The sequence below is a fragment of the Fastidiosipila sanguinis genome (assembly GCF_002998295.1).
Taxonomy (GTDB): domain Bacteria; phylum Bacillota; class Clostridia; order Saccharofermentanales; family Fastidiosipilaceae; genus Fastidiosipila; species Fastidiosipila sanguinis.
Genome location: NZ_CP027226.1, coordinates 1,724,551 through 1,745,083, shown reverse-complemented (window position 1 = coordinate 1,745,083; position 20,533 = coordinate 1,724,551). Strand labels below are relative to the sequence as shown.

Genomic DNA, 20,533 nt, shown 5'->3' with positions numbered 1-20,533 from the left:
ATCATCTTAACCAAAAATAAAATCTGCAATCTTCTTTGCTTCCATATTAGTTCTTTCTTCAATATCTTTAATCGTCCAAAATGGACTTTCTTGATCTTTGAAATCTGAAATAATCTGCTTTGTTAACATAAAGCAACTATCTTTATATCCTTTTTTCTGTTTGACTGAATTTTGTATTTTGCTCCTAAACCAAGCATTACCTATTGAGCGATTTATATCCTCTTCTAGCAAAACTTTATTTCCAAGTTTATTAATAATATCTAGGAACTCTTCTTTATCGGAAATACCAGCATCTTCTCTTATTTGGTCAATGTTTTTACCACTTCTTGGCATAATGTGTTCGATTTCATATTTTTCAGGAATTATAAATTTTTGTCCATTTGCGTTGCACGCAATATATTCATTTAAAAACACTAGTGGATTCTTTGTATAATTTCTAGCTGCTATTTCAATATCCTCTTTATTCCACTCTTTATTTATGTGGCGACTTATATCTTCTTTTATTTCAGATAATTCTATATTTTCATCCACTAATTTAATATTTAATCCAAATAGAAAAGTTTTGAACTTAGAGCTTGAGTAACCCATATCAACTAGCTCTAAAATAGCAAACAGTCTTAATAAATCCTCTGCAAATTCTGTAACAAGTTTTTCTGATATTTCATCTATCTCAAACCTAAACAAATAGGAAATTAAGTAAAGATTTAAATTCTCATTAAATTTAGAACATAACTTAACAATAGAATAATTTTTTATTGCATCCCATATTTTAGCTACCTTCAATAGTTTAGCTGTAAGTTTTATCGGATCTTGAAGAAGCTCATTATTAGTTTCTGTATAAAATCTTCTTAATCCAGGAGTTGTAACATTTATGGATCCTTTTTCTGAAATATATTCTTTATTCTGTGACCTATTAATATACATATATTGCTTCAAAACGCTGTCAATATCTGTAACTTTACTTTCTTCTAAGTCCATAATCAACTTCTTAAGTTCAGACCATTTTATATTAAAACCTTCTCTATCTTCGCCAGAATTAGAGTAAAGTTTAGCTGAAATAATATCTGAGTCTAAAAGCGGCATTCCATCAGAGTTTAAGGAATTAAACATAGTTATCGCCTGTTCAACATTCCAACTGCGTATTTCAATAATTTCGGATTTATCTAAAATATATTCTGCAAATACATTTACTTCCGAAGGGGATAACCCTTCAAGTTTTGTATAGAAAAATTTAAAATTTCTAAAGAAGTTAGTATATTTATTATCTTTTTGCTTATATTTTATTTTTTCAACTCTTTGTTCTGCAATTTCAAAACTTGGACTCTTGATTATAATCTGGAGTTCATTTTTATAAAGTTCATTTATAGAGTTGTTTTCCAGAATCAGTCCTGTAGGTGCAGTTTCAAGATCCTTTAACACAGATAAAATTTGACTATCACTTACTTTATAGAGAATTTGAATTAATCTATCTCTTTTCCTCGTTAATCCATAAGTAAGATCATCTGATTCTTCATCTTTTTTAGTTTCTTCTATTGCTTGAATTAATCTTAATAAAAGAGCTTTGAAAAGAAGAATAAAGGTTGATGTCCTCTGTTGGCCATCAATTAAACTTAATTTTGTATCATTCTCTTGGCAGTTAATAATAACAGTGCCGAAAAAGTATGGATCAGTACCACCACTATCAATAAAATCCTCTATATCTTGCCATAATTTATCGCATTGCTTAATCTCCCAAGAATAAGCTCTTTGATATTCTGGAATTGAAAATATAGATTTTTCATCTAAGTCTAAATAGTTACCAATCTTTTTTAATTCTGGATCAATATTCTTCGCCATATATGTCTCCTGTTAACTCTCCTCTGAAATATAATTTTATTTTACTTCATGACTTCGTATAACTTCACCTTATAAACCTTGAGATAAGCAAAAGCATTGCTATAAGTTTGTATATATTTTCTTTTTATTAAAATCTCAAAAAAAGGAATTATGATTAACTATACTTTATCATACACCACAACTTCTTACAGACATTAAATGTACTAACCAACCATAATAAATAGCCACAAATTTTCTAAGCTCTAAATTTATTAATGAGATTCATAAACATCTTTCATCAAAATTTAGACTCTTTCGTCTAACAAATTCATTATACTCATAATTAAAGAAGATCCCACATGAATTAACATGTAGATCATCCTAAAAAATCTACTACTGTTTCATGTGATACTTTTGTCCATTTTATGATAATAAATTATATTTATAGTGTAATATGAAATTAGATAAGAAAAATCTTTACAAAGATGAGCTAACAAAATAAGAAATTAAAGTTTGAAAATTATCTTTGCCTAAAAAAATCAAGTTCTTTAACGGAGGTAATTATATGTTAAACACTAGTGGATTATTATTTACCCTCAATTGTGATGGAACAGCAGAGATTGGATACGAAGATTATGATGTAGAATTCTTCGGTGGAGCAGACTATGAGGTCATGTATTTTCTAGACAAAGATAATTTTGAGTTGTTACTTGATTCTCTCGGTATAACAATGAAAGATAATATAATAAATCACTTAAAAGATGCGTTCGGTAAAAATTTTGATTCAAATAAATTCGAAGATTTTTGCAACGAGAAAAATATAACATTCGAAAGGGATGTTCATATTGGATAAAATAAAGACCGAAGTTACTAATAAAAATCAAGTAACATAATTTCTTCTAATACCAAGCAACCGTACATTTATCTTCGTAATCATCAGTTTCAAGAAATTCTACAAGTTTAGATAGAGCTTTGTCTGCATAATAATAACCACCATAATCTTTATCAGGATCACAAATGGGCAATTCTTCCTCAGTATACGGCTCTTCGCCATTTTCAACTCGCATCTTATTAATACTATCCCTCATATCATTAAGTTCTGCTCCTAATGTTTTTATATAGAAATCCTTTTCCGAAATTTCTTCAAGAAAAACTTTTCTTTCTTTTAAATCTGCGACGATTATACCCGGAAATTCAGTTTCCCCTTCCGGATAATATTCATAAATAACTTCCTCATTTGAAAATGAAATCTTCTTTAAAATAACCATTGCACACTCTTTTTCTATCTTTCATTATAAAATAAGCATCTTCTTTATAAACCTCAATATCAAAGCCTTTATCAGTATTTTTCTTTTTTAATCTTAGACATTCATACCATCCTTAATTATTAATACATTAATTCTTTTCGTAACAAGAATAACGTAAAAGTGCAACGTATTTTTTTACGTTGCACTTTGCGTTGCATTTTAACGTAATTTTATTCTTCTATAAAACCTATTATATTAGCGTAATATCTAATACTTTTCATTTCTATATCTTTATATATTTTGTTCCCCTGCCTTGTCCTACTTTCTTGACTAAGTCCTCACTCATTAATTCTTCTAATTCTCTAAGAGTCTTATATTTATCAAAACCTGATATTTTTTCAATTTCCATTCTACTAAGCTCTTTATTTCGAGGCATTTTTTCTAGGATAATAGATGCATTTTTACTTACTCCTTCTACTTTATCAATAAGAATAGGCAGTCTAACCATTATTGAGTTAGGATAAGCTTGAAACTGAGGTTGTCTAGCTCTTCCTTGATATAAATATTTTATCCTTCTTATTCCAGTTCCGAACTTTTCTATTAAGCCTAGCCTATTAAATAAACTTCCAATTTTCTCATTTCTTAGAATAGAAATTTGACCACTAATATATTCTTCACTACTTATTCCCTTAGGTAAACCACCTGGAGATGATATATCGATATATTGATCATGTAATTCAACTTTAATCGGTGCAGAGATACTCCAATCTCTATGAACCAGCGCATTTGCTAAGGCCTCTCTAAAAGCATCTTCGGGTATAAGCTCAATTGTTTTTCTAACAAATCCATCAACTTTTTCATACTTAAAATACCTATTAAAGACTTCTATCGCTTGAAAATAGGCACTAAGTATAGAAATATTTTCAATTATGATTCTTTCTTTAAATTCGTTAATATTAGCTCCAAACTTAACAATATCTAGTATTTTATAATTATTTTTATCCGATATAATATCCGCTGCTAGATTGTAACCTTTTTTATCATCATATAGTCCTAATGTTTTTAAGATGTCTAAACTTAAGCTATCTATATTCATCTTTTCTTGTAATGCACTTTCTAAAACATTAAAAGATAAGTTCTTATTATTAGATGGCAAATCTTCATAATTTTGATTCATTCCCTCTAGTATAAGTTTTTTTAATTCTTCTCTATCATCTATAGGTAGACTTGAAGAGTCTCTTCTCATATACGCCTTACCCTTGTAAAAATAAGGTTTTAACTCACCTTCATATACTTTTAGTAAAACAATTTCATTTCGTTCATCTATTTCAATGTTATACTCTGGAATTGGATTGATACTATCATTTATTTTGTTCTCAATCCTTAATGCCAATTCTTTTAAATTATTAGCATGCAAAGATTCGCCACTATCATCTACTCCAAATTGAATAATTCCATCATTATAATTTGCATATGCACTAACTGTTTTTAAAAAACTATCTGATAATTTCGACTTAAATTCTAAATTATAAGTTTCCCTCATGATATCTCGCCTCCATGATCTTATCGTAACCAAAACAACGTAAAAGTGCAACGTATTTTTTTACGTTGCACCTTGCGTTGCATTTTAACTTATTTTCTAGTTTGCGTTAGTAAGCAATAAGCAATTTAGAAAAGCCCGCAGTGAGGCGAACAACAAGTACGCCTCCATGTGGGCTTTTTCGAAACGAATCTAGTTCGCCATTATTATTGCAAATCTATTCCCATTCTTCTTTTCCAAACGTCCGATTTATCCCAAACCATTCAAAATACTAGATTCTATTTTTTAGAGTACCACTAAATCCACCTAATTATAGGACGTTTTCAAATTTTTAGTCCCGTCCCAGTCCCAGTACCGGACAAAAACATCTAAGAAAAAATGTATACATCTGATAATTTATGATATATAGCATTTTCTAGTTTTGTTTTTAATATTCTTATATTATCATATCTATCAACATTATCCATAAACCATTGCATGATATCTGTTTTTTTTATTATATTTTTTTCATCATCATCTAATTTACTCAATACTTCATTATACCAATTATTAACAATTTCAATTTTTTGTTCTTTCTCTAATTGATCAAATTGTATACACTCAGAAAATCTCGAAAACATTGCTGGTCCTAAACTCTCTTTAATTTTTTCTTCATTCATAAAATTTGAAGTACATATAAAAATAGTGTTTTTTAAGTCTACATCATAATTGGTATCTACGTACCTACCCTCATCAAAAAGCTCATAAAAAGCATTATAAAACCTATAGTCTACTTTATCAAATTCGTCAATTAGTATAACATTAGACTCCCTTAAAAGCATATCTTTTGCTAAACTATTATTTGAGTGTTCAGACCCAAAAACGTAATTATAAGCTTCATTTGTTTGCATCATTGAAAATTGAATTCTTAATAAGTTTCCACCTAATGAATTACTTATACTTTTAGCACTTTCAGTTTTACCAACTCCAGAATACCCATAAAACATTAATACAACCGGATTATTTACTTGCTCTTTTAATAACCTATACAATCCTGTTATTATTGATTTTTTACAATCAACTTGTCCAAGAATATCTTTATTTAATTTTTCGTAAATCTCCTTAAGTTTTTCCTTAGATATTTTTTGGTATTCTGAAAATTTATATTCAATTATACTTTCATCATATGCTTTTAAAGATTCCTCCACTCGTCTCGGTGGATTATGAATTAGAAGACAATCAATATCACAGTTTAAAGTAATTATAGTTGAAAAGTTTGATAAAACATGAGGTAACACTGATGCATAATCATCTGCCTTTACTACACAGGTTTCAACAGGTATTTTTCTTCCTAACTCTTGCTCTCTAACACCAGATTCATTCGGTCTTAACCTAGCATTATATTTTTGTATTAGCTCCATAAAAGGTGTATAAGAACCATTACCTATAATTTCAGATAATAATTCTTCAAAATCTTTTTTGCTCCCTTTAAATATAATAATTCTATTAACCATTTGACTCAACTCCAGCTAATAGCACATCAAATACCGGAAGTTTTTTAGATGAATTAGTATTTTGGCCATTGTCTCTATTACTTTCTTCATATGATGGATTATCAACTACACTATTTGTTAAATCAAGATTTAACTCTTCGTTAATATTAAGCATATCCAATGTTGTATCACCAACTTTAATAGCAAAAATACTTAAATTCATTTTTAACAAATCACTAATCATATAATTATTTTTAAAAGCGCTAATATTAAACCTTAAAATTACCTTACTATTTCCTTTAGTTCCAACAAATTCGTAATAACCCTTTGCATTTCTTAAAACGCTATCAAGTTTCTCCAATGAAATACTAAATTCTCCACTAGGAATAGTGCTTCCAGATTGAAACATATTCATATATGGTGAAACCATTACAAAATAAGACAAAGAATCTTTCTCTGCTGTGATTTTATATCCACTGAATTTTTTTATTGTCCCTTTTGGTAATTTGGAAACAGCTGTCTCATTCTCATTTTCTTCTAATGCATTAACAAAATCAGTAAGAATAGTATTTTTTATAATATTTTTTACCATTTTTTCACTATTAAAACTTAGTCCTGCTGATGCTGTCACGCCAACTTCTGCATTCCAGCCTAATAATGCTTTTATTAGACCACCAAATCCAATTTTTGTAGCTGCATCTGTATCAACTTCTGCATCTTTTGAAGCTGTTTCTAATAATTCTGTTGTTTTCTCCAACTTTCCTCCAGACATCAATTGAAGATAATCCGTTATTGACTCGTCATCAAAGTATATAATCTTACACAATTGAGTTGTTGAACTTTTATCGGACATACGCCCCTCCAATAATCATTGCTAATAATTTTCCTTTTCTATTAACCATCAATCCTATCGCCATATGGTAAACTCTTTATATAGTCTTCCATCCATTTCCAATCAGGTATAAACCCAAGTTTTGAATACTTCTTTTCGCTATCTATAACATAGTCATTACCATTCATTAAAACTGGTAATTTTAAAGTAAAATCTTTTCTAAAGTGTGAATTCAGTTCTCTTCCAAAAGCCTGATATTTTATTTTGCACTCATTCCTTATCAGAGTCGAGATAAATAATTTTGTGTGAACACTAAGTGGTTCTTTCTCTTGCAATATCCCTACATTTTGTGCTGTATAAAAAGGTTCTTTTTGGATGAAACAAGATCCTAAAAAACTACCACCTAGAGCTAATGACATGGCACCAGCAGGAAATGGTTTTTGTCCTTCAACTTCATCAACAAATCCTACGACACCGTTTCCGTTACTATCGCGTGATACATAATTGAACTTTGGATTATCATTTGTTGTAGCTATTGCATCTATTCCATTCCCCATAGATGTATTAAATAGTTTGTGCAAGTAAAATTCTTTCCATGTACTTGCATTTACATCAGATAATTTTTTATTATTTCCTGTTTTTATAGGCTTATGCTTTAAAGATTTCATAAATCTTTCCATCCAGTCCCAATCAGGTTTACCTTCATTTGTAGCAGGTAAATTGATTTTAGACTTAACCATTCTTTCAGGACGCCATTTTCTACCATATCCCCACCTATACCTATCTTTCATAATAATAGATGCCACAAATAAACCTGTAAAATAATTAAATTCACCATCTTTTCTATAAAGTAGATTCACATCATGACTGCATGTGAATTCTGTTTCCTGATAATAAGCATAGCCTACAGAGCCATTGTTTGTAACACAAACCGATTTGCCAGAAAATATTTTCTTATCAATAGTATCATTTGGCAAGCTCCCAGTTTTTGAAGAAGAATCTATTTCATCTTTCGTATAATAGGCGGTTACACCATTGTTTTTATCAGTTGCTCCTAAAAAAGGTATAGTACCATTGCCTGACTCTTCGGGTTTTTTATTATAGAATCCTTTTTTAATTATAAATACTTCTGTAAATAAAAAAGTTTTCCATTTGCTAAAATCAATCTTCATAGATAAAACCCTCTTTTATTAGATAAGATAAATAATCATTAAGAACTTTTTGAAAATCTTTAGTTTCCAATGTTGTATAGTCAGTTTCCATATAAGCCTCAGCCAACCACTCATCTTTCCAAGTAACTTTCTTCATAACAGATAATGTACCGACCCCCAAAAGTTAGACCAAAATCTAACGAATGGGAGGTCGGTATTTTTATGGCAAAACATAGTTTTGAATTCAAGAAGAAAGTTGTTTTAGAATATTTGGATGACAAGGGTGGTTTTACATATCTTTCTAAAAAATATGGACTTGGCTCTAAGACACAGTTACGCAGTTGGATTAATGCATATAAAATGTTTGGTGACGAAGGATTAATGCGTTCTCGTAAAAAAGAAAAATATTCTTTCGAAATTAAGCTTTCTATTGTAGAGTTATATCTATCAAGTGAGATTTCATATCAAGACTTGGCAATTCAAGAAGGTATAAGCAATCCAAGTATGATTTGTAACTGGGTCAGTCGCTTTCGTGCTGCCGGTCCTGATGCTTTGAAACCACGCAAGAAAGGTCGAAAAAGAAAATTGGATAAACCTAAGATAGATAATAAAGCTCAAGAAGCGGAAGAAAGAATAGTTGATACAAGTGCAGAACATGTTAAAGAATTAGAAGATGAACTGCTTAAGTTAAGAATCGAGAATGCCTTTTTAAAAGAACTGAGGAGACTGCGTTTAGAGGACGAGGCAAAAATGAGAGAACGGCACTCGTCATCAACAGTCTCCGAGGAGAATTCAAACTAAAAGACCTTCTCTCTTATACAGGCATGCCTAAAGCAACATATATGTACTGGCAGAAAAGATTAGATAGAGAAAATCCTGACAAAGAAATCGAGGAAAAGATTCTTGAAATCAGAGATAATCACAAGGATTATGGTTATCGTCGAGTGACTGGAGAATTAAGAAATCAAGGATACTATGTAAACAAAAAGAAAGTACAACGTATAATGCAAAAACTTGTTTTGCAAGTCACTTCTTTCACTCGAAAAAGCCGGAAATACAGTTCATATAAAGGTAAAGTTGGAACGGTTGCTCCTAATCGCATAAGGAGACGATTTAATACATGTATACCACATCAGAAGATTACAACAGATACTACAGAATTTAAGTATTATGAGATTAATGCAAAAGGTCAAATGACAATGCGTAAGCTTTATCTGGATCCATTTATGGATATGTGTAATGGTGAAATTATAAGCTATGGAATTGACAAGAAACCTTCAGCCAAAAATGTCATGGATGCATTGGAACAGGCTATTGCAATAACATCAGATTGCAAATTCAGAAGAACTTTCCATTCGGATCAAGGCTGGGCTTACCAAATGAAAGCATACTCTCATCGTCTAAAGGAGGAAAGAATCTTCCAAAGCATGTCTCGTAAAGGCAACTGTCACGATAACGCTGTTATGGAGAATTTCTTTGGTTTGTTAAAACAAGAAATCTATTATGGTGCTACTTACTATAGCTATGATGAGTTAAAGTCAGAAATAGAACGATACATAAAGTATTATAATGAACAAAGAATTAAAGAAAAACTAGGATGGCTAAGTCCAGTGCAATACAGACTTAGACTCTTGGCTGCATAAAAATAGCGTAGCAGCCATATAAACTGCTACGCTAAAAAAGTCTAACTTTTGGGGGTCACATCATAATCCCGGTACTTCTTTTTTGTTTTTATATAAGTCAAGCCATTCATCTTTTGTGCTTACCCACAAACTATTCCCGTCACTATCTGTTTTTTCAACCCTACCTAATCCTTTTCTTTTTATAAATTTATCGTCTTTAAAATATCCAAAAAAAGTTTCCTTATTAGACCTTTCATGCTTTTGAGATAAATCAAAAATCATACAGCAAGCTATAGCAGCAGCACCTGGATAAAACATTTCATTTGGCAATGAAAAAACTGCTTCTAAAGTATAATTATCTAACATCTTCTTTTTATATTTTTTCACATCTCCACTATTTCCAATAGCAGCTTGCATTGGTAATAGTACTGCTATTTTTGAGTTAGCTGGTATATGTCTTGCAACATATTCTACAAAGTGGAAGCCTTTAGAAGGATCTTCTTTCTTACTTGAAGTCCAAGTTTTTACATATTCTGGATCGCAAAATTTTCTAGTGGCATTGTATGGTGGATTCATTAAAACAATATTTATATTTTTATCTTTAATCCATTCTCCTCTTTCAAACATAGAAGCTTGGATAACATTTGAATTACCATCGCCATGGATTAACATGTTTGTTGATGATAACCCAAACGCTCCATCTTCGTATTCAATACCAAAAATTTGATTCCTTTTTACTTCTTCACGTTCTACTTCTGTTTCGCAATCATCCATTGCATCTGTCATTGCCCTTACTAAAAATGCTCCGCTACCAGAACAAGGATCTAAAATTCGTGAGTTTTTATTTACTCCTACAGCTTTACACATAAAATCACAAATGTGATCTGGTGTAAACGCCTGATTTTTATCAGATTTACCAACGTATTTATTAAATGTTGTAAAAAACAAATTTAATAAATCTTGCCCTGCAGTATTTGAATCATTAATAAAAGGAATTATATTGTTGTCTATAAATTCCAATATTTTTTGCAATTCATCATATGTTAAACTAGCTATATCTTGATCGTCTAGCACCTTACTACTTAACACAGATAATTTTCCAGCTTTATTTAGAGTATCCACATCATTATTTTTAGATAACAAACCTGACAGGATATTTTTTATATCTTTTATTATTATTTTTTCTTGACTTAAATCTTTTCCAGTATTAGGGTCCAATGTTGGTTTTAAATTTTTATATGAAAGTCCATTTTTTAATGCTAATAAGCAAGTACCTACGAACTGACTTCTCAATTTCTCATTTACACCATCTGAATGTAGCATTTCATTTAAAACCTTTATTGAATCAACAACTTTAATTTTGTCATTAACTTTACCAAAAACTATATTCTCATATTCTTCAAAAGATTTTAAAACAGTTTCTTCTTTTTTCCTGTGTTCTTCATCAATAATTACTGATTGTCCATGCCAAACCCATAAATCATCTCCATCTGTTTCTACTAGCATAGCAATTATTTTTTTATCAGAATAGGCTTTTTCATACCTTACATAATCCTGTAATTGTTTTCTAATTTTATTATGATCCCATCTGTTAAATCTATTTTTTGTTTCTACTAATATAACTAATCTATCATTTTCAAATCTTATGTCTAAATATTGATGGTTTGTGTCTGTGTCTCCTTTTTGGTAATCTTTTATATTTTTGCCAACGGTTCTAAGTGCTTGTACATAACTAAATTCTCCTGATTCAGTATTGCCAATCTGATACATGTCACCTATTTTTTGAATAATTTCGTATCTATTCATTCTATTACCTCACATAATCCATAATATCTTCAACTTTACACTCAAGAACACAACAAATCTTTGCTATAGTTTCTAAATCAATTCTTTTAACCTTGTTATTGCAATAAGAATTAAGTTGCGTCCTTTGAAGATTTGCTTCTTTTTCTAATTTGTTTTTGCTTATATTTTTTTCTTCTAAAACTTGGTCTATTTTAAAAATAATTTTCCCAAAGTCTTGCATAACTTTCTCTTCCTTGTCATTTTTTTAATCTGTATTTCAATTAACTATATTGTATCACTTTTAACTTCTTACAGGTATAAGATATTCTCATACTTCTTCAGTTGTATCTAATCACGTATTACAACTCATGTACGCAAAAAGACCGTAGCTTATAACTACGGTCTTATTTTTTGTCTAAGTGCAAACCACTTATAACTTTTATTCAATTTAATCTTCTTTATGAATATTCACATTTTAACCCTAGCTACAGTTTTTTATTTTCTGTAACCATTGAATTTACCAGCCTTTTATCTACTCCCACTCAATCGTACCAGTAGGCTTTGGAGTAAAGTCATAAAGCACTCTGTTTACACCTTCAACTTCATGAGTAATTCTGTAAGTCAAGGTTCTTAAGACTTCATATGGGAGTTCGAAAGGTTCTGCTGTCATGGCATCGACTGTGTTGACTGCACGGACAACGCATGGCCAGTCATAGCTTCTCTTGCCATTCTTAATTCCTGTACTTCTAAAATCAGGTACTACTGTGAAGTATTGCCAAATGCTTTGGTCCAAGCCTGCTTTAGCTATTTCTTCACGTAGGATAGCATCACTTTCTCTAACTGCTTCTAGTCTATCTCTTGTTATAGCTCCAACACAACGAACTCCTAGACCTGGGCCTGGGAATGGTTGTCTGTATACCATTTCGTGTGGTAATCCTAGAGCATCTCCAACTAGTCTAACTTCGTCTTTGAAAAGATTTTTTACTGGTTCAATAAGCTCAAATTGTAAATCTTCTGGTAGGCCTCCAACGTTGTGGTGACTTTTTACTAGATTTTGGGTCTTGGATCCAGATTCGATAATGTCTGGGTAAATTGTACCTTGTGCTAGGAAATCTATACCGTTTAGTTTGCCGGCTTCCTCCGCAAAGACTTCAATAAATTCTTTACCAATAATTTTCCTCTTAGCTTCTGGATCAGCTACACCAGCTAATTTTTCCAAGAATCTATCGCTGGCATCAACGTAAACTAAGTTTGCATCTAGTTGCTTGCCGAACACTTCTATAACTTGCTCTGGCTCACCTTTTCTCAAAAGGCCGTGGTTTACGTGTACGCATGTTAGTTGCTTACCAATTGCTTTAATCAATAGTGCAGCAACTACACTTGAGTCTACACCACCAGACAAAGCTAAAAGAACTTTCTTGTCGCCAACTTTTTCTTTAATCTCTGCAACTGCATTTTCGATGAAATTTTCAACACTCCAGTTTTTCTCTGCTTTACATTCGTTGAAAATGAAATCGTTTAATTTCTCTTGTCGTGAAGTTTCGTCTTCTGGCAAATCTGCCTCGCCACCATAGTCAACATACATTATTGGAATTTCTAAGTTCTTAACTTCAGAACTTACATCTACTTCTGTTCCATCAACTATTCTGTTAGGTCCAGCATTATAAATAATACCTTTTAATCCTGACATGTTAGCTAAGTATTCAGCTTCTACGTCGTAATTAACGACCTCACTATACACTCCCAATGCTCGAATCTCTCTTGCGAGTTCAGCATTCTTTTTGCTGCCTAAATCTACAATTACTATTGTATCTATGACCATGGTTTTCCCCCCTTAAATTATTTCAGCTTTATTTTACGCTAGAGTAATAATTTTGTCTTATTTTTTCTTTGTGCAAAAAGTCAAAAATTCACGATAAATACGCTACTTACGAACAAAAACGGTACCAATGGAAATGAATCTACGTCTTTTGCCCAAGCTTTTCGCATATGTCTTAGTATTAATGTTATCACAGCTAGCAAAAATATAAAAAGCGACATAAGTAGCAAGACTTGAACAAACATAAACTCATCAAAATACAAGCTCATAGCTCCTAGTAGTTTAACGTCTCCCATGCCTACTCCACCTTTTGCTAGGAAGAAAACTAACAGCGCCACCGGGATGTACGCTAAGAGAAAGAGCAATCCAGCACCCACTTCTGATATTTCACCTATGAGCAAAGTTACTATTATCCAGGAACATACTAAATATATAACGTATATATTAGGAACAACTCTGTCCTTAAGGTCGGTGTAACTTGTTATTACTAATACCATTAGTGCATTGCAAAGAAGCATTTGCTTCTTAAAGGATCCTGAACTACTCATGACTTTAACATTTAAGAGCAAAGTTAACAGCAGTAAGCCAAAAACTGTCACTCTGTAACTTCTCTTTCTTAATAACGACAACCACTTTCGCTTAAATACAACAGACATTCCCATGGCAAAAATAAACCTCCTCTATCTCAAACGATAAAGGAGGCTGATTAAATTTCTTGCTACAAAATGTAAGATTTCTCGACAAAAGGTCACAACGGCTAGTCCAGGAAAATCTAAACTTTTCTCAAGTAAATCCCTAGGCTATTACACCGGTCAACAATAAGATCAAGAGCACAGCTGCTAGGGCAATTCTATACCAGGCGAAAACTTCCATTTTCTTGGTTTTTAGATAGTTGAGGAAGCTCTTGACTACTAGCCATGCAACAATAAATGACACTACACAGCCAATTGCTAACGCTATCCAATCACCTGGAACAATACTTGCAACTGCTGCATCGTCTTTGAAAAATTTCAAAATACTATAGCCTGATGCACCAAACATAATTGGTATTGCCAAAAAGAAGCTAAAGTCTGCTGCTGTTGCTGTAGTCAAACCTGCAGCCCAACCACCCATGATAGTTGCGGCAGAACGTGAGAACCCTGGTATCAAGGCCATGCATTGAGCAACTCCAACTGTTAAGCCTTGCTTATAATTTATATCTAGCATCTCAGAGCCTCTGTTATGTACGGCAATTTTTCTTTCACCCCAAATCATCATGAGGGCACCAACTACCAATGCTATAGCGACTGTAGGTGTGCTAAACAAGTACTCATCGATAACATCATCTATTAGGACACCTAAGATTACAGCTGGAATACAGGACACAACCCATACTCCAAAGAATCTCCAGGATCTTTTGTCGTTCGAAAACATTCCTTGAAGTAAGTTCCAAATTCTTGGCCAGTATAAAACTACAACCGCTAAAATAGCTGCTAGTTGCACAACGATCATGTACATTTTGTTGAAAGCATCTGCTTCAACTTTCATTAGGTCTGAAGCTATTATCATGTGCCCAGTGGATGACACTGGCAAAAATTCTGTAACACCCTCGACTATAGCAAGAATAATAGTTTCAATTATTTGTCTAAAATCCATAATTTACCTCATATTAATTACTTGCACCTGGATAAACCGGTAGCAAGCTTGTTTTGATTTATTTGAATATAACTTATAATAACACTAATAAATGAATTAATAATTTAGAAATCGTATTTATTAATTTTGCATTTGACAGCAAGTAAAATTAGAAAAGCAGCAGAAGAAATGCGCAACTCAGAAAATATAAAAACGTAGCAGGAGAAATTTATAAAATGAAAACCCCAAAGCAAAACAACAAGAAAAATACTAACCATAAAGCTCTAGGAAGCAATAAGTTTGATGCTGCAGAATATCGAAAAAACAAACGTCTCCAAGAGTTAGAAGATACTAAAAAGAAAAGAAATGCTATGTTCGTTTTTGCCATAGCTGTGTTTGCGCTTATTCTAATCATTATTGCCATTGTTTCTAGGCTTTAGCGAAGAGCGTCACCCTTCCGTCTTTGACCCTGTCAGTTGCAACCTTTCTGTCCTACCATATGCCCTCCGTCATCTGCACCCTCAAACACACGCCAATACCCTTCAACAAAAAGACAAAATAAAACCTATTAATTAAAACATCTCAGATATTCCAATTAATAGGTTTGCTAAACTTTTTCTGTAATAACAGGATATTAAGCTCTTTCTACGGCACCATTACGGAGGCAGCTTGCACAAGCGTTGACTCTCATAGGAGTACCATCAACTATAGCTCTAACCTTACGAATATTACCTTTTTGTTTGCGTTTTGCTCTACGTGATACTTGAGAACGAGTTATACTAATTCTTCTTGCTGAAGTTACGCTCTTATCACATACTACACATTTAGCCATATTACCTACACCTCCTCGATAATTTTCTTGCATAAATTTTAGTGCGTACGAAATACTAACACAAGTACAGACGCTTTTCAAGCAAAACACTACTCAAATTAAGATTTTATTTATTAATCTTAACTCAGCTGTATATTCCTCTATACTTAAACTAATATTCCATGGATTTATCTTCTACGAAAAACGCACGGAAATTCATTATACCTAATTTCACACCTAAAATGCAATAGACTATATTAATTTTTTCACCTAATTTTCGCTGATTTTTAAACTCAAGCTTAAAAAAACCAAAAAGTTTAAGAAATAACGCAAAAAGCTATCGCAAGTCCACCATCATGACTAATGCTTAATTTCGCATCTGTATAGCCTCTGTCAGTAAACTCCTTCAGCGTATTACCGTGCAACACGTATCTTGGTGCACCCAATTCATCGTATCTAATCTCAATCTCTCTCAAATTCACACCACGAGAAATACCAGTCCCCATAGCCTTGCCAAATGCTTCCTTACTCGCAAAAAGCCCAGCCACAGAATCGATTCGCCAGTTATCTGCTTCTAAATATTCCTCTTCAAGAGTAGACCCTTCTGCTAAAGCTTCCTCAATAATTTCCTTCTTGAGAACACTTGCAATTTCAGTCTCAGTGCAAAATCTCTCGACAAACTTCAAGCCTTTTCTTTCAATAGCAGCTCGCATTCTACTGGTTTTAATTATATCTACACCTATACCCTTGACCACAATTATCTCCTCTTCAGACGTAAGTCCTCGCCTACGAAAGGCAGCATCTTGAAGTTCTGCATTAATCTTGAAAATAATCGCTCGTCAAAAACTTTTTTGAGATCTTTTATATCGTAATTACTGGTTATTATAGTTACTTTCTTATTAATATTGCGCTCTCTTAAAATCGCTATCAATTCTGCTAATGGATTAGTTAGTAAATCTGTTTGTAAACCTAAGTCATCAATTACAAGCAAGTCAGCTTCTAGAAGCAAGTTGTAGTCATTTTGAGCCTTGGATAATTGCTCTGCTTTGGTCGAGAAACTTCTTTGCTTAGTCCTTAGGTTATTTATTATTTCTTCTATTTTCAGCATATCTAAGACAAGGGCGAGATAATTTTCCGCCAAGACTTCATTGGCTATACATTCTGCCAGATAGGTCTTACCGGTTCCTGCTCTACCTGTGAAAAATAGATTATCGCTATATTTTGGAAAATCTTCTAAAAATTGTTTAGATAAATCTAAAATTCCCTCAATCTGTTTTCTTGGCTTGACTTTTCCTACTGCTGTATTTACGGAATCTTCAGAGAAAATGTTGAGATCGAAGTTATCGAAATTGTGTTCTGCTTGTGGCAGTAATGGGTCAATATTTTCTCGCAAAACCTGTACCCAGGTAGCACTGAAACACTTCGGACATTTTCCTCCATTGTAAATTGCAGTATCGTTGCAGAGGTTGCAGAAGTTGGTGGAATTAGAAATCTCTTTGTAAACCTCGTTAAAATCAGTAGCAGTAGGAGTCTCAGTTAAATTATTTTTCGCAACTGAAGGCAAAGCATTTTTTGCAGCTAATTCAAGGATATTATTTAAATCTTCCCAGCGTGATTCAGCCTGACTCTCGAGCTTCTTCGCTTCTTGCGGATTATTATCTCTATAATGCGCAATCAACTGATCTCTTTTCAAACTGGCTATGAGTTGTCGTTCTGAATAAACATTTTTCACCTTGTTTAGTAATTCTGCTTTATTCATCTTGTTCCTCTCTGTTGGTGGTTACAAACTTAAGTTCGCTCGTCTTTGACCTAGCTTAACTTCATTAAACTTATCCTAAACTAACTACCCTAAACTACTCTTCTTCCTCTTCATCCTTGCTAACTGCATAATAGTAGTAACTCTCAATTTCCTCATCACTATATTCTCGCTCGTCAATGCGTGGCAAATTAGATTTTCTGCTAGCTCTAGACTTTCTCTGCTTCTCTGCCTCTTGTTGATTGTTTTTAAGTAAATTCTCAGCTTCTTTCCTGGTCTTGATTCCAGCTTCATACCAACTAGATAATATTTTGTCGAAGTAATTCAAGTTTGGTTCGGATAATCTGACCGCAGATTCTAGCGCAAGCTCGATAATATCATAGTCATATTTGTATTCTATCAACCATTTCTCAACAATAGAGAAATCAAAACTGGTCATTCTTTTGTTCAAGGCGTTGCCAACTCTACGAGCCAAACGACTTACAGCCTTATTTTGTTCCTTATACTGGGCTAAATCTCTGAAAGTCTTAACTTGTTTACGACCATAATCTGCCGCCACTGTATTTAAATAATTTGGTCCATGCAAGACATTTCTTTCGGCCGCATCAACAAACATTTGGTAAACAACAGCTGGCTCGAAGTCATATGTATCAAACCAATTATCTATAGCCTGATACCAATTGGGCCCCATCATTCCTTGGAAATATGTGTTATTTACGCTACTTATCAGGGCATTACGTTCTTTGGATTTACTGTTATTTTCTACAGACTCTTTCATTGGTTTAGCAGTAATTTTCCTGTATGATCTCTCTATAGCTTTTTTCTTCAAATTAATTAAGATAAAGCTCTCTAAATCTGCAGCAGCAATAACCAATTCTTGACTGACTAACTCCATTAAGGCAGCTTTGGTATCTTCTTCGCTCAAAGAAAGTTGTCTACGACAAGACTCAGTTTTTACCTTGTTCTGATTATCTTTAAACAAAAGTGAGGAGATATAAACTTTAATTGCTAAATAGCTTAACTTCGGCAAATAATCAGTGATAAAAACTTGTGGTAATAGAACGTCGTCCATAAACACATCAGCTAAACCATCCATATTTCTCCCCCTTTAATAATCATCTTAAGTGTATAATTATTTTATAATTAATTCGGACTTGGAAATTTATTATATCATGAAGAATATTAAAAAATTCTATTTCCTTATTTAATTTAAATTTGGAGGTTGCTGTGAAAAATCCTAAATCTAATAACAAATTAAGACTTCTACAAGCCATTATTTTTGCACTAGTTGCGATCATTCTGGGTTTTATCATATACCTGCTATTTAATGACTCAATTTTTAAAAGAAATGCTGAAATTTCAGAAAGTTCTAGTAGTGACACAAACATTGCTCTTGAATCTAATACTAGTGAAAGTACTACCGAAATAAAAGAAACTACTACGAAGAAAACAAGTGAAAAAAGTACCACAACCACAACAAGCACAAGTTCAAATGCAGACAACGAAAACAACGAACCTGAAGAGGAAGCTCCTGCTCAAACTCCTGCTCCAACCCCTGCACCAACTCAACCTTTAGTCTCTCCAGATGGCAGAAGTGGAGAAATGCTTGACCTACCATTCCTTGTGCGTGGCATTGAAGTCATTAGCAAGAACCACTGGGTCAGCGACAAGTACCGTCCTCTCCCAGACTCCTATACTAACAACGGATTACGTGATGAAGCCTGGAACGCTTTCCTTGAAATGCAGACCGCTGCGGCTGCAGAGGGTATTACTTTGGTGCATATAAGCTCATATAGACCATATGAATTACAAGCAAGATTATTCTACAACTACAGCCTCAGAGAAGGTGAAGAGGCTGCCAACCGTTACAGTGCTAGACCTGGCCAAAGTGAACACCAAACAGGATTGGCTATTGACGTTACCTCTGGTGGCCCACTAGTTCAAGATTTCCAATATGATCCTGCAGGGATTTGGCTTTGGGAAAATGCTTATAAATTTGGTTTTATCCAGAGATTCCCTGAGGGCAAAGAGCACATTACCGGATACATGTTCGAACCTTGGCACTATCGCTACATTGGCGTGGAGCACGCTAGTAATTTCGGACCTAATCACAGTTTAACTCTGGAAGAATACCTAGGTATAGATTAATAATTTTTGATTTAACGGGGGTGAGTTATGGGATTATTCAACTCAATTAAGGAAGCATTTTTATATTTTTTCCGTGGTAAAGAAGATTTAGTCTTCTCTCCTCTAGCTGCTTTTTCTGCGCTACACTTAATAATTCTTTTTGCTTTTATTGTATTAGTAGCAATTATTTATAGAGGGGATTTGGGCTTAAAGGAAGGCAATAATCGTAGGAAGTTATCTCATATTTTAGCAGTGATGCTGCTTATAGACCAGGTGATTCTCTACACTTGGCAATTTACTTCAGGATTCTTCAATGTAGAGCTATCTCTGCCTCTATATCACTGCAGAATTGCAATTTCCTTATTAATTATAGGTGTATTATTTAATCGCAAAAATATCCTCTACATAGGCATGTACTGGGGATTCTTGGGCTCCATTATTGCGCTGTTAGTACCAGATATGTATTATTTCCAATTCCCTCACTACACAAATATTCAGTTTTTCTACAATCACATTATTATGGGCTTGCTAATTATTAACCTACTCAAATCTAGGGCAATCCAGATTACTAGCAAAGAAACCAAATTCGTTCTAGTAGTTACAAATATCTATAACCTGCTCTTGTTCATTTTTAATTTAAGCATGGCTCATTTCATGGGATTCGAAGAAATTAATTATGGCTACATGAATGCCTTCCCGAAAATAGTACCTATCAGATTTGGCGTATTTGTTCACTTCCTTATTGTAACTGCACTTTTCAATATGATTATGTTGCTTATTGGTTATTTGTTCCAAGCTTTAAGTAAAGGTGAATCAGAAATTAAGGATAGATAGTATACGTACTATTAAGCTCCCCTCAATTGATCATTTAACGCAACAAAAAACAGCCGTACATCCTTGATGTACGACTGTTAATTTTTCTTTTAATTTCGGTTCTTAAGT

General features: G+C 32.9%; 21 protein-coding genes. 5 read left to right on the top strand and 16 right to left on the bottom strand.

From position 1 onward, the window contains the following. Positions 1 to 6: 6 nt before the first annotated feature. Complete coding sequence (locus tag C5Q98_RS07550) at positions 7 to 1,836, bottom strand: DUF262 domain-containing protein (protein WP_106013018.1); 1,830 nt, start codon at positions 1,834 to 1,836, stop codon at positions 7 to 9. A 544-nt stretch (positions 1,837 to 2,380) separates the two neighbouring features. Between C5Q98_RS07550 and C5Q98_RS07545 the strand changes: the two genes are divergently transcribed. Continuing rightward, entirely contained in the window at positions 2,381 to 2,668 is a 288-nt protein-coding gene (locus C5Q98_RS07545) for a hypothetical protein (protein ID WP_106013017.1), read from the top strand. Positions 2,669 to 2,714: 46 nt separating this feature from the next. Here the strand turns inward: C5Q98_RS07545 and C5Q98_RS07540 are convergent, their stop codons facing one another. The 6 genes from C5Q98_RS07540 to C5Q98_RS07720 form a co-directional block, all read right to left on the bottom strand. Next, complete coding sequence (locus C5Q98_RS07540; protein ID WP_106013016.1) at positions 2,715 to 3,083, bottom strand: hypothetical protein; 369 nt, start codon at positions 3,081 to 3,083, stop codon at positions 2,715 to 2,717. A 262-nt stretch (positions 3,084 to 3,345) separates the two neighbouring features. Further along, complete coding sequence (locus tag C5Q98_RS07535; RefSeq protein ID WP_106013015.1) at positions 3,346 to 4,605, bottom strand: RNA-binding domain-containing protein; 1,260 nt, start codon at positions 4,603 to 4,605, stop codon at positions 3,346 to 3,348. Between the two features lie 365 nt (positions 4,606 to 4,970). Continuing rightward, positions 4,971 to 6,095: an AAA family ATPase gene (locus C5Q98_RS07530; RefSeq protein WP_106013014.1), complete on the bottom strand. Its 1,125-nt coding sequence runs from the start codon at positions 6,093 to 6,095 to the stop codon at positions 4,971 to 4,973. Then, positions 6,088 to 6,927, bottom strand: a complete 840-nt coding sequence (locus tag C5Q98_RS07525) for a DUF6414 family protein (RefSeq protein WP_106013013.1) — start codon at positions 6,925 to 6,927, stop codon at positions 6,088 to 6,090. Before C5Q98_RS07525 ends, C5Q98_RS07530 begins: the two co-directional genes overlap by 8 nt. Before the next feature lie 41 nt (positions 6,928 to 6,968). Further along, positions 6,969 to 8,078 (bottom strand): restriction endonuclease subunit S, encoded by a 1,110-nt coding sequence (locus tag C5Q98_RS07520; protein ID WP_106013012.1) that lies wholly within the window; start codon positions 8,076 to 8,078, stop codon positions 6,969 to 6,971. Next, complete coding sequence (locus C5Q98_RS07720; protein WP_158695747.1) at positions 8,068 to 8,214, bottom strand: hypothetical protein; 147 nt, start codon at positions 8,212 to 8,214, stop codon at positions 8,068 to 8,070. Before C5Q98_RS07720 ends, C5Q98_RS07520 begins: the two co-directional genes overlap by 11 nt. Positions 8,215 to 8,279: 65 nt before the next feature. Between C5Q98_RS07720 and C5Q98_RS07515 the strand changes: the two genes are divergently transcribed. Continuing rightward, positions 8,280 to 9,700 (top strand): IS3 family transposase gene (locus C5Q98_RS07515; protein WP_242967352.1). Its coding sequence is split into 2 segments (ribosomal slippage): positions 8,280 to 8,766 and positions 8,766 to 9,700, totalling 1,422 coding nucleotides; the frame shifts between segments, so codons are not numbered across the junction. Positions 9,701 to 9,760: 60 nt separating this feature from the next. On the opposite strand, the gene C5Q98_RS07510 is transcribed toward C5Q98_RS07515, so the two are convergent. The 5 genes from C5Q98_RS07510 to C5Q98_RS07490 form a co-directional block, all read right to left on the bottom strand. Further along, entirely contained in the window at positions 9,761 to 11,485 is a 1,725-nt protein-coding gene (locus C5Q98_RS07510; RefSeq protein ID WP_205728431.1) for an HsdM family class I SAM-dependent methyltransferase, read from the bottom strand. 4 nt (positions 11,486 to 11,489) lie between these two features. Further along, positions 11,490 to 11,705: a helix-turn-helix domain-containing protein gene (locus C5Q98_RS07505; RefSeq protein WP_106013011.1), complete on the bottom strand. Its 216-nt coding sequence runs from the start codon at positions 11,703 to 11,705 to the stop codon at positions 11,490 to 11,492. A gap of 291 nt (positions 11,706 to 11,996) precedes the next feature. Beyond that, positions 11,997 to 13,286 carry a glutamine-hydrolyzing GMP synthase gene (gene guaA, locus C5Q98_RS07500; RefSeq protein ID WP_106013010.1) on the bottom strand — a complete coding sequence of 430 codons (1,290 nt, stop codon included), beginning with the start codon at positions 13,284 to 13,286 and terminating at the stop codon, positions 11,997 to 11,999. Positions 13,287 to 13,366: 80 nt separating this feature from the next. Next, complete coding sequence (locus C5Q98_RS07495; protein WP_106013009.1) at positions 13,367 to 13,945, bottom strand: A24 family peptidase; 579 nt, start codon at positions 13,943 to 13,945, stop codon at positions 13,367 to 13,369. Positions 13,946 to 14,078: 133 nt separating this feature from the next. Then, complete coding sequence (locus C5Q98_RS07490; protein ID WP_106013008.1) at positions 14,079 to 14,918, bottom strand: undecaprenyl-diphosphate phosphatase; 840 nt, start codon at positions 14,916 to 14,918, stop codon at positions 14,079 to 14,081. A 215-nt stretch (positions 14,919 to 15,133) separates the two neighbouring features. Between C5Q98_RS07490 and C5Q98_RS07485 the strand changes: the two genes are divergently transcribed. Then, positions 15,134 to 15,337, top strand: coding sequence for a hypothetical protein (locus tag C5Q98_RS07485; RefSeq protein ID WP_106013007.1), 204 nt, complete (start codon positions 15,134 to 15,136; stop codon positions 15,335 to 15,337). 194 nt (positions 15,338 to 15,531) lie between these two features. Here C5Q98_RS07485 and C5Q98_RS07480 read toward each other — a convergent pair whose 3' ends face one another. The 4 genes from C5Q98_RS07480 to C5Q98_RS07465 form a co-directional block, all read right to left on the bottom strand. After that, positions 15,532 to 15,729 (bottom strand): large ribosomal subunit protein bL28, encoded by a 198-nt coding sequence (locus C5Q98_RS07480; protein WP_106013006.1) that lies wholly within the window; start codon positions 15,727 to 15,729, stop codon positions 15,532 to 15,534. Between the two features lie 296 nt (positions 15,730 to 16,025). Next, positions 16,026 to 16,463, bottom strand: coding sequence for a holo-ACP synthase (locus C5Q98_RS07475; protein WP_106013005.1), 438 nt, complete (start codon positions 16,461 to 16,463; stop codon positions 16,026 to 16,028). 2 nt (positions 16,464 to 16,465) lie between these two features. Next, a complete protein-coding gene (locus C5Q98_RS07470; RefSeq protein WP_106013004.1) occupies positions 16,466 to 17,467 on the bottom strand; it encodes an ATP-binding protein in 1,002 nt (333 codons plus the stop codon). A 94-nt stretch (positions 17,468 to 17,561) separates the two neighbouring features. Then, complete coding sequence (locus C5Q98_RS07465) at positions 17,562 to 18,560, bottom strand: DnaD domain protein (protein ID WP_106013003.1); 999 nt, start codon at positions 18,558 to 18,560, stop codon at positions 17,562 to 17,564. 131 nt (positions 18,561 to 18,691) lie between these two features. Between C5Q98_RS07465 and C5Q98_RS07460 the strand changes: the two genes are divergently transcribed. After that, complete coding sequence (locus tag C5Q98_RS07460; protein ID WP_106013002.1) at positions 18,692 to 19,612, top strand: M15 family metallopeptidase; 921 nt, start codon at positions 18,692 to 18,694, stop codon at positions 19,610 to 19,612. Positions 19,613 to 19,639: 27 nt separating this feature from the next. After that, positions 19,640 to 20,425: a YwaF family protein gene (locus C5Q98_RS07455; RefSeq protein WP_106013001.1), complete on the top strand. Its 786-nt coding sequence runs from the start codon at positions 19,640 to 19,642 to the stop codon at positions 20,423 to 20,425. The last annotated feature ends 108 nt before the right edge of the window (positions 20,426 to 20,533 follow it).